Origin of the sequence: Streptomyces phytophilus (genome assembly GCF_013870535.1) — a bacterium.
GTDB classification, from domain to species: Bacteria; Actinomycetota; Actinomycetes; order Streptomycetales; family Streptomycetaceae; genus Streptomyces; species Streptomyces phytophilus.
The window spans coordinates 1-10,659 of the sequence record NZ_JACBXC010000094.1 but is presented as its reverse complement, the minus strand read 5'-3'; the positions used below and the strand labels follow the sequence as shown (position 1 = coordinate 10,659).

The window sequence follows — 10,659 nt, the reverse complement described above, 5'->3', positions numbered from 1 at the left end:
CCGCAGGTCCGCGTCCGCGAACAGCAGCCACGCGCCCGCCGACTCCGCGCCCACCGCCGTGCCCCGCGCCTTCGACTCGTCGACCAGCCGCACGCCCGCGTAGTCGTCGAAGTTCTCCGCCCGCGTCGTACGCGCGAGGTCCCGCGGCGGCACCGTCTCGCCGTCGACGGCCAGCTCCGCCCGCGCCCTGATGTCCCCGGACGAGGCGCCGACGAGCACGTCGTACGTGCTGCGCTCCACCACCCAGCGCTCCCGGGTGACGTCCCAGTGCGCCAGCGCCTCGCGCGCCAGCGGCAGCGTCACCGTCCGCGTCTCGCCGGGCCGCAGCGACACCTTCGCGAACGCCTGGAGCTTCTTCAGCGGCTGCTTCACCCGCGAGCTGCGCTGGCGCGTGTAGAGCTGCACGACCTCCGCGCCCGTGCGCCGGCCGGTGTTGGTGACCGCCACCGCGACGGCGCCGCGCAGCAGCCGCGCGCGGCCGTAGCGGAAGGCGGTGTAGGACAGGCCGTGGCCGAAGGGGTAGAGCACGTCGCCGGTGAAGTACTGGTACGTGCGCTCGTACTTGATGTTGTCGTACTCCAGGATCGGCGGCAGGTCGCCGGCCGACCGGTACCAGGTCTGGGTCAGCCGGCCCGCCGGGTTCACGTCCCCGAACAGCACGTCCGCGAGCGCCCGGCCCGTCTCCTGGCCCGCGTGGGTCGTCCACACCAGCGCCGGGACGTGCTCCTGCTCCCAGGTCAGCGTCGTGGGGTAGCTGTTCTCGACCACGACGACGGTCCTGGGGTTGGCGGCGAGTACGGCGCGTACCAGCGCGGCCTGGGTGGCGGCCAGGCCCATGTCCTCGCGGTCGTCGGTCTCGCGGGCGTTGATGAACGGCATCGAGCCGACCACGACGACCGCGACCTCCGCGGCGCGCGCCGCGGCCACCGCCTCGCCGATGCCGTCGCGAAGCGTTTCGACGACGTAGCGGGACGCCTCGGCGGCGGTGCCGAGGACGAGGCCGCCGTCCTCGTCCCGGGCGCGCAGGTAGACGGCGTCGCCGAGCCAGTTCTCGTACCCGGCGTAGCGCAGCACCACCGTGCCGTCGTCCTGCTCCTCCGGCCGGAACAGCTGCGAGACGAACCAGCCGTTGGGCTGGTCCTGGTCGTTGAGGAACCGGTAGCCCTCGGGCCCTTCGCCGTCCGGGTCGCGCATGCCGACGACCTTGCCGTTGGCGACGGCCCGCAGTGTGACGATGCCCTCTCCCCAGCCGAAGACGTCGAACTGCTCGGTCTCGCCCGCCGCCGCCGCGCTCTCGGCCAGCGCCGCGCCCTCGTCGCCGCGGCCTGCGGTGACGTAGCGGCCGGTGCTCGCGTTCCTCAGCGCCACGCGGTCGACGGCCTCGCTGGTGGTCACCTCCGCCGCGCCGCCGTCCGCGCCGAGGTGGTCGGCGATGCCCTGCAGCGGCGTGATCGCGTACGGCAGGGTGCCCGAGTACCAGTCGGTGTACAGCGTGTCGGCCAGCGGGCCGACGACCGCGACCTTCCGCAGCGTACGGGCGTCGAGCGGCAGCGCGCCGCCGTCGTTCTTCAGCAGCACGACGGCCTCGGCGGCGGTGCGGCGGGCGAGCCTGCGGTGCGCGGGGCTGTCGATGGCGGTCTTGTCGAGGTGCCCGTACGGGCCGCCGTCCGCGGCGAAGTCGCCGAGGCGGGCGCGGATGTCGAGGATGTGCCGTACGGCGGTGTCGACGTCCGCCTCGGTGAGCAGGCCCTCGGCCAGCGCCTCCCGGACGGCGGCGGCGGTCGGGCCGCCGTCGGTGTCGTCGGTGGTGAAGCTGTCGACACCGGCCCTGAGGATGGCGGCGTCGGCCTCGGCGAGGGTGTCGAAGTACTTCTGCGAGCCGGTCGCCGGGAGGTTGTTGGGGGCCCAGGCGTCGGTGACGTTGAGCAGGGTGCGGCCGGTCCAGGTGCGTACCGAGGTGTTCAGGTCGGTGACCGTGCAGGGGCGGCCGTTGACGAGGTTGTACGCGGTCATGACGCCGCACGCCGCGTCGGCGGAGATCGCCGCCCGGTACGCCGGCTCCTCGTACTCCTTGAGCACCCGCGGGCGCAGGTCGGAGGAGGTCTGGTCGCGGCGTATCTCGTTGTTGTTGGCCAGGTAGTGCTTGACCAGGGGCGCCGTCTTGAGGTTGTCGGGGTCGCCGCCGGTGAGCCCGCCCGCGTAGGCGGTGGAGATCACGCCGGTGAGGTACGGATCCTCGGAGTAGCCCTCCTCGTTGCGGCCCCAGCGCGGGTCGCGCAGCAGGTTGACCACCGGGGCCCACACGTTCAGGCCCCAGCCGGCGGGGCGTTCGTGCTGGAGCCCGCGCACCTCGTCGCCGACGGCCTCGCCGACCTCGCGGATCAGCGCCGGGTTCCAGGTGGCGGCCAGGCCGACGGCCTGGGGGAAGGCGGTGGCGGGGCCGAGCCAGGCCAGGCCGTGCAGGGCCTCGGTGCCGGTGCGGAACGCCTTCATCCCGAGCCGGGGGATGGCGGGTTGCCACTGGTGGAGGAGGGAGATCTTCTCGTCCAGGGTGAGCCGGGCGAGCAGCTCGCGGACCTTGCCTGCGGTGGCCGCGGCCTGCGGTGCGGCCGCGGCGGTGCCGGTGAGCGCCGCGGCGAAGGGGACTGCCAGCGGGACGGCGAGAACTGTTCTTCGTTTCACGTGCGCGACTCCTTCTGATCCAGTCGAATCGCTTCGACTACGAGATGAGTGAGTTGCTCCGTTCCGTAGCGCGCGGCCCCGGGGCGGCTGGGCTCTGTGCCCTAGGTCCGCGGCGCCGTCGTCGCCCGCCGGGTCAGCCACGGCGGCAGCATCGTCGCCTCCGGCACCTCCAGGCCGTCGAGCTTGCGCATCAGCAGCTCCACGGCCCGCGCCCCGATCCGCGCGGACGGCACCGCCACCGACGAGATCGGCAGCGGCGCCTGCTCCGCCAGCTCGTCCGGGCAGATCGCCACCACCGACAGGTCCTCCGGCACCCGCAGCCCGAGCCGTCTGAACGCGTCGATGAGCGGCTGCACCACCGGCTCGTTGTGCACCACGACCCCGGTCAGCTCCGGGTGCTCCCGCAGCAGCCGCTCCGCCATCGCCTGCGCCGCCGCCGGCGTCGCCTCGCACGGGTGCACCGTCGACGTCAGCCCGCGCTCGTCGGCCGCCGCGGTGAAGCCCTGCGTGACGCGCTGCGCGAAGCCCGTCCGGCGCAGGTACACCTCCGGCGGCGAGCCGACCAGCGCCACGCACCGGTGCCCCAGCTCCGCCAGATGCGTCACGCACGCCCCGCCCGCCGCCGCGAAGTCCAGGTCGATGCAGGTCAGTCCGGCGGGCTCGGCGGGGAAGCCGATGAGCACCGAGGGCCGGTCCAGGGCCCGCAGCAGCGGCAGCCGGGCGTCGTGCAGCTGCACGTCCATGACGATCAGCGCGTCGACCAGCGCCGTGTCCGCCACCCGCCGCAGCCCCTCCTCGCCCTCCTCCTGGGTGAGCAGCAGCACGTCGTGGTCGTGCTGCCGCGCCGTCGTCACCACCGACACCGCGAACTGCATGACCACCGGCACATGGATCCCGCTGCGGAACGGGACGACCAGCGCCAGCACGTTGGACCTGCTGCTCGCGAGCGCGCGGGCGCCGGCGTGCGGACGGTAGCCCAGCTCGCGGATGCTGGCCTCGATGCGCTGCCGGGTCTCCTCGGAGATCGGGCGCTTGCCGCTGAGCGCGTACGAGACGGTGCTCGGCGACACCCCCGCGTGCCGGGCCACATCGGTGATCTTGACCATCAACTCCCCCTGCTCGCCGCGCCGGCCGTTCGACATGCCGGACAGCCGGACCCTAGCCCAGCTCCGCCACGACGACGCCCCGGCCCGCGTCCGCGCGCACCGTGGGGCCGCCCGCGACCTCCAGCGCCCACGGCTTCACCGCCCCGGACGTGCCCCCCGCCGACGCCCGTACCGTGCCGCCCTCGCACACCACCGTGAACACCGTGCCCCCGACCGGCACCTCCACCCGCGCCCCCGGCCGCAGCCCGTACGCCCGCAGCGTCACCCCGTCCGCGTAGTCGTAGTCCGGCCGGTCGTCCACCGCCCCCACCGGCAGCACCGCGCCCGGGCGCACCAGCACCGGCGCGCTCGCGAAGCCGTGCCGCTCCCGCACCCACCGCGGCCCGCGCACCTCCTCGCCGCTCAGCAGCTGCGTCCACGTGCCCTCCGGGACGTAGTACGAGACCTCGCCCCCGTCGCTGAACACCGGTGCCACCAGCAGGTCGGGCCCGAGCATGTACTGCCGCTCCAGGTGCGTGCACGCCCGGTCGTCCGGGAACTCCAGCGCCATCGGCCGCATCATCGGCACCCCCGACTCGTGCGCCTCGCGCGCCACCGCGTCCAGATACGGCATCAGCCGCAGCTTCAGCCTGGTGAACACCCTCAGTACGTCCACGGCCTCCTCGTCGAAGAGCCACGGCACCCGGTAGGACGACGAGCCGTGCAGCCGGCTGTGCGACGACAGCAGCCCGAAGGCGATCCACCGCTTGAACAGCGCCGGCGACGGCGTGCCCTCGAAGCCGCCGATGTCGTGGCTCCAGTAGCCGAAGCCCGACATCCCCAGCGAGAGCCCGCCGCGCAGCGACTCCGCCATCGCCTCGTACGTCGACTCGCAGTCCCCGCCCCAGTGCACCGGGAACTGCTGGCTGCCGGCCGTCGCCGAGCGCGCGAAGACCACCGCCTCGCCCTCGCCGCGGTGCTTCTTCAGCACGTCGAAGACCGTCTCGTTGTAGAGGTACGTGTAGTAGTTGTGCATCCGCTCCGGGTCGGAGCCGTCGAAGTACGCGACGTCGGTGGGCACCCGCTCGCCGAAGTCCGTCTTGAAGCAGTCCACGCCCATGTCGAGCAGCGCCGCGAGCTTGCCCGCGTACCAGGCGCGTGCGTCCGGGTCGGTGAAGTCCACCAGCGCCATCCCCGGCTGCCACAGGTCCCACTGCCACACCCCGCCGTCCGGCCTGCGCAGCAGGTGGCCGGCGTCGCGGCCCTCGGCGAACAGCGGGGAGCGCTGCGCGATGTACGGGTTGATCCACACGCAGATCTTCAGCCCCCGCTCCTTCAGCCGCCGCAGCATCCCCGCCGGGTCGGGGAAGACCCGCGGGTCCCACTCGAAGTCGCACCAGTGGAACTCGCGCATCCAGAAGCAGTCGAAGTGGAAGACGGACAGCGGCAGGTCCCGCTCGGCCATCCCGTCGATGAAGGAGGTGACGGTCTCCTCGTCGTACGAGGTCGTGAACGACGTCGACAGCCACAGCCCGAACGACCAGGCCGGCGGCAGCGCGGGCCGGCCGGTCAGCGCCGTGTACTTGCGCAGGATCTCCTTCGGCGTCGGCCCGTGGATGACGTAGTACGTCAACTCCTGCCCCTCGACACTGAACTGCACCCGCGACACCGCCTCCGAGCCCACCTCCAGCGACACCCGCCCGGGGTGGTCGACGAAGACGCCGTAGCCGGCGTCGGTGAGGTAGAACGGCACGTTCTTGTACGCCTGCTCGGTGGCCGTGCCGCCGTCCGCGTTCCAGATGTCCACCACCTGGCCGTTCTTGACCAGCGGCCCGAAGCGCTCGCCCAGCCCGTAGACGTGGGTGCCGACGGTGAGCCCGAGCTGCTCGCGCAGGTAGTGCCGCGCCGGGCCGCCGCCGGGGGCGTCGGTCTCCACGATCGCCATGCCCTTGGGGCCGGAGGACGTCAGCGGCCGCATCCCGTCGGCGGTGAGGAAGTCCAGCCGCCACGGGCCGCCGCGCGCCACCCGCAGGGCGAGGCTGCCGGCGGTGAGCAGGGCGTGCTCGTCGTCGTACGAGACCTGCGCATGGGCGTCGGAGTCCGCGAGGCGGAAGCGGGGCCCGGCGTCCGTGCCGCCGTCGAAGTGGGTGAGGGTCACGCCGATCACGTCGGGCATGGGGGAGTGGCAGGAGACCGTCATGACCGGGCCTTTCAGCAGGTCGCCGCGGTGCCGGATGGGCTGGGTCGGCGCGTGCACGTCCAGCGTGCCGTCCCCGGCGGTGACGTCGAGCACCTCGACGGGGTACGCGGCACGGACACCCGGGCGCAGCATCCAGTAGCCGTCGGTGAACTTCATGCGCAGCCTCTCGGAATCAACGGGGGATCACTTGACCGCGCCCGCGGCGATGCCGCGGGTCAGGGTCCGCTGGAAGATCAGGAAGAACGCGATCGCCGGCAGCACGCCCAGCAGGGCGGCGGCGTTCGTCATCGTGGCGTCCATGTCCCGCTGGCCCTGGAGCACGCCGAGGGCGACGGACACGGTCTGGTTGTCGTCCGAGACGAGCATGACCAGCGGCAGCAGGAACTCGTTCCACGTCCAGATGAAGAACAGCACCATCAGCACGCCGATCGTCGGCCGGCTGACGGGCACCACCACCCGCCACAGCACCTGCCACTTGCTTGCCCCGTCGATCCGCGCCGCCTCGATCACCTCGCGCGGGAACCCGCCGAGCACCGACGCCAGCAGGTACGTGCCGAAGGCGGACTGCACGACGGTGAAGACGATCACCACGCTCAGCCGGGTGTCGTACAGGCCCGCCTCCTTCGACAGGTAGTACAGCGGGTAGACCAGCGCCTCCTGCGGCAGCATGTTCGCCAGCACGAAGAACGCCAGCACGTACGGCCGCCCGCGGATCCGGCCGATGCCGATGGCGTACGCGCTGAGCACCGACAGCACGACGGCGAGCACCGCCACCGAGCCGGAGATCAGCACGGAGTTCCACAGCTTCTGCCCGAAGTCGACGCGCTCCCAGAAGTCCGCGAGCCCGTCCAGATACACGCCGTCGGGCATGCTCAGCGGCCCGTCGCTGCTGTACTCCTCCGGCGACTTCACCGCGTTCATCAGCACCACGAGGAACGGCAGCACCATGAACGCCGCGCCCAGCACCAGCGCCACGAGCACGGGGTACTTCCTGACCGGGGTCACGAGTTCTCGTCCTCCGCCCTCGTCTGGAGCTTCAGGGCGACGACGGCCAGCACCAGGATCAGCACGGTGAGGACGGTGGAGATCGCGGCGCCGTAGCCGGCCTGGAAGTTCTCGAAGAAGTTCTGGTACGCGAAGTACGACGGGACGTTCGTCGCCCCGCCCGGGCCGCCGCCGGTCAGGACGTACACCATGCCGAAGACCTTCAGCGCCGCGATCGTGCACCACAGCAGCACCACCGCGATCTCCGGCCGCAGCTGGGGCAGCGTCACGTGCCAGAACCGCCGCCACCAGCCCGCACCGTCCAGCTCCGCCGCCTCGTGCAGCGCCGGGTCGACGCGCTGGAGCCCGGACATGAAGATCACCAGCGGGAAGCCGATCTGCACCCACACCATCACGGCCATCACGCTGTACAGCGCCCAGTCCGGGTCGCCCAGCCAGTCCTGCTGGAGCCCGTCGAGCCCGACGGCGCCCAGGAGTTCGTTGAGGGAGCCGCTCTCCGGCGCCAGGATCCAGCTCCACACGATGCCGGCGACCGCGATTGGCAGCACCTGCGGCAGGTAGAAGCAGGCGCGCAGCACCGCCACCCAGCGGCTGCCGGCGTGCCGGCCGACGAAGTCGAAGAGCGCCGAGGCCAGCACCAGCCCGAGCGCGGTCGGGACCAGCGCCATCGCCGCGACCATCGCCAGGCTGTGCCGGAACGACTCCCAGAAGTCCTCGTCGCCGACGAGCCGGTCGTAGTTCTCCAGACCGGTGAAGTCGGGGGTGCCGACGCCGCTCCAGTCGGTGAAGCTGATCCCGGTGTTCATCGCGAACGGCACGATGATGACGACGAGGAACGCCAGCGCGCCGGGCAGCAGGTAGAGCGCGTACGAGCCCTCGGTGGCCGTCCGGCGCGCACGGCCCGTACGGTCCGCCCGGCTCCTCCGCCACCGCCGGCGGGAGGGGGTTCCGCTCCCGCCGGCGGCGCGGGCCGCGCCCTTGGAGACCGCGGTGGTCGGGGCGCTCATTCCTTCAGCACGTTCTCGTCGTACTCGGCCTGGAGCGACTCCAGTACGTCGCCGGGCTCCGCGCTGCCGGTGATCAGCTTCTGCGTCTCGGAGGTCATGGAGTCGTAGAAGCCGTTGGCCGGCCAGTCCGGGTAGTAGGCGAGGCCGTCGCCCTCGGCGAGCGCCGTGTAGTCCTCGATGAGGGCCTTCGACTTCGGGTCGGTGATCGCGGCGGGGTCGGCCGCGATCGGGACGCCGCCGTTGTCGCCGAGGATGTTCTGGATGCCCTTCTTCATCGTGATGTCGATGAAGTCGTACGCCAGCTCCTTGTTCTCGGCGCCCTCCGGGACCACCCACAGGTTGCCGCCGGAGCCGAGGGTCAGGTCGCTCTCGGGCCACAGGAAGGTGTCCCAGTCGAACTTCTGCACCTCCGCCTGGAAGCGGCCGAACCACCAGCTGCCGGAGAAGAGCATCGGGTGCTTGCCCTGGATGAAGGAGACGCCGGCGTCCTCGGCCTTGGTGCCGGAGGAGTTCTCGGCGACGTAGCCCTTGTCGACCCAGTCGGCGAAGGTCTCGGCGGCGTAGGTCCAGGCGGCGTCGGAGAAGTCGGTCTCGCCGCCCATCTGGAAGGAGTCGACCCACGCCTTGTCGGCGCGGCTGAGCGCGAGCTGGTAGAGGTACTGCTGCGCCATGTACTCGGCGCCGGCGTTGGCGAACGGGGTGAGCCCGGCGTCCTTGAACGTCGCGAGCGCGTCCTCCAGCTCCGCGAACGTGGTCGGGACCTCGACGCCGTGTTCGGCGAAGAGGTCCTTGTTGTAGTAGACCATCGTGAACTCGGCGTAGTTGGGGATGCCGTACCAGGCGCCGGAGCCCATCACGCCGCTCTCGTCGTACCGGCTGGTGGTCGCGACGGTCGGCGGCACGGCGTCGGCCCAGCCGCGCTTCTCCGCCTCCTCGCTGAGGTCCGTCAGCAGGCCCTGGCGGGAGAGCTGGCCGGTGGTGGCGTTGCCCTTGTTGTACTCCATCAGGTCGGGCGCCTGGTCGGAGTTGAGGACCTGCGGGGCGGTCTTCTGGATCTGCTCGAAGCCCTTCTCCTCGAACTCGACCTTCACTCCGGGGTGGCTCTTCTCGAACTCCTCGACGGCCTCGGCCCACGCCTTGCCCATGGCGCTGTCGGGGCCCTCGTAGTGCCAGAGCCGGAGGGTCTTGCCGTCGCCGGAACCCCCGCCGTCGGAACCGCCGCACGCGGCGAGCGTGCTCAGCGACAGGGCTCCCGCCAGGGCGGCAGCCAGCAGGCGCGCCCTTCTCCGTGCCTTCAACATCCACTGCCTCCGTGGGAGATTCGGCCTCGTCGAATCGATTCGATGAGGGGTGTCGAAGCGCTTCGACGGAGGAAGGTAGGGAGGACCCGGGGGTATGTCAATGGCGTTGACAAAAGGGGTGGCGGTGGCCGTCAGACGGCCGTCCCGGCCGCCCGTACGATGATCTTGCCCTGGTTCTCGCCCCGGAGCATCCCCAGGAACGCATCGACGATGCGGCCGAAGCCGTCGACCACGGTCTCGTCGAGGCCGACGCGCCCGCTCTGCAGGTGCGGCACGACGAACTCGTACAACTCCTTCTGTACGTGGCCGTGGTTGCGGACCAGGAACCCCTCCATGCGCAGGCTCTTCTCGACGATGTCCGGAAGGTTGCGCAGCGCGTAGGGGGTGCCGGTGCTGTTGTACTGGGCGAGCGTGCCGATCCGTACGATCCGCCCGTACTCCCGCAGCGAGGAGATCGCCGCTTCGAGGTGCTCGCCGCCGACGTTGTCCAGGTAGAGGTCGATCCCGTCGGGTGCCGCCCCGGCGAGCAACCCGGCCACCGGACCGGCGTGGTAGTCGAAGACCTCGTCGTAGCCGACGTGTTCGGTCAGGTGGGCGGCCTTCGACGCCCTGCCCGTGCTGCCGACCAGCCGGCCCGCGCCCATCAGCCGGGCGAGCCGCCCGGTGGCCGTGCCCACGCCGCCGCCCGCCGCCGAGACGAACACGTCCTGGCCCTCGCGGAGTTCGGCGATGCGGGTCAGACCGACGTAGGCGGTCAGGCCGGTGCCGCCGAGGATGCCCAGGTGCGCGGAGAGCGGTACCCCCTCGAAGCGGGGGACGGGCCGCGCCTGGTCGGGGGTGACGACGGCGTGGGTGCGCCAGCCCAGCCGGTGGAAGACGATCCCGCCCTCGCGGAGCGACGGGTGGCGGGAGTGCACGACCCGGCCGATCGTGCGGCCCTCCAGCGGGGCGTCGAGCGTGAAGTCCCCGTCCATCATCTCGCGGTGGTACGGGTCCACCGACCAGTACAGGTTCTCCACCAGCGCCGTTCCCGGTCCGGGCGCCGGCACCGCGGACTCCACGAACGCGAAGTGGCCGGGGGTGGGGAATCCGCGGGGGCGGGCGGTCTGGTGCACGGTGAGCGCGGTGTCGGTCATGGCCGTGACCGTACGGAGGAAATACGGACGCCGGGGAGAGGGTTGTGCTCATGGCCCGGCCCGATCCATGAAGAACCCTCATAGAAGCAGGTGGAACCCCTATGGCAGGCGCAGCTCCGCGAGCGTCCGCACCCGGTGCGGCCGCCGCCGACCTCGCCCCGCACGAGCTGCGCATCCTCGTCGCCGTCGCTCGCGAGCGCGGGTTCTCGGCGGCGGCCAGGGCCCTCGGGCTGACCCAGTCCG

General features: G+C 71.8%; 8 protein-coding genes. 1 reads left to right on the top strand and 7 read right to left on the bottom strand.

Annotation, left to right across the window (positions count from 1 at the left end; genetic code table 11):
- From H5J30_RS08135 to H5J30_RS08105, 7 genes are all read right to left on the bottom strand, one after another.
- A partial coding sequence (locus H5J30_RS08135; RefSeq protein ID WP_181786476.1) for a glycoside hydrolase family 3 C-terminal domain-containing protein occupies positions 1-2,682 on the bottom strand: 2,682 nt, incomplete at its 3' end.
- A 101-nt stretch (positions 2,683-2,783) separates the two neighbouring features.
- Entirely contained in the window at positions 2,784-3,824 is a 1,041-nt protein-coding gene (locus tag H5J30_RS08130; RefSeq protein WP_258563181.1) for a LacI family DNA-binding transcriptional regulator, read from the bottom strand.
- 16 nt (positions 3,825-3,840) lie between these two features.
- Positions 3,841-6,123, bottom strand: coding sequence for an alpha-xylosidase (yicI, locus tag H5J30_RS08125; RefSeq protein ID WP_181786475.1), 2,283 nt, complete (start codon positions 6,121-6,123; stop codon positions 3,841-3,843).
- A 27-nt stretch (positions 6,124-6,150) separates the two neighbouring features.
- Complete coding sequence (locus H5J30_RS08120; protein WP_051102953.1) at positions 6,151-6,915, bottom strand: carbohydrate ABC transporter permease; 765 nt, start codon at positions 6,913-6,915, stop codon at positions 6,151-6,153.
- A gap of 53 nt (positions 6,916-6,968) precedes the next feature.
- A complete protein-coding gene (locus tag H5J30_RS08115; RefSeq protein WP_181786474.1) occupies positions 6,969-7,979 on the bottom strand; it encodes a carbohydrate ABC transporter permease in 1,011 nt (336 codons plus the stop codon).
- Positions 7,976-9,280, bottom strand: coding sequence for an ABC transporter substrate-binding protein (locus tag H5J30_RS08110; RefSeq protein WP_181786473.1), 1,305 nt, complete (start codon positions 9,278-9,280; stop codon positions 7,976-7,978). The genes H5J30_RS08115 and H5J30_RS08110 overlap by 4 nt, the downstream gene beginning before the upstream one ends.
- 131 nt (positions 9,281-9,411) lie before the next feature.
- A complete protein-coding gene (locus H5J30_RS08105) occupies positions 9,412-10,416 on the bottom strand; it encodes an MDR family NADP-dependent oxidoreductase (protein WP_181786472.1) in 1,005 nt (334 codons plus the stop codon).
- A 101-nt stretch (positions 10,417-10,517) separates the two neighbouring features.
- Between H5J30_RS08105 and H5J30_RS08100 the strand changes: the two genes are divergently transcribed.
- A partial coding sequence (locus tag H5J30_RS08100) for a helix-turn-helix domain-containing protein (protein ID WP_181786471.1) occupies positions 10,518-10,659 on the top strand: 142 nt, incomplete at its 3' end.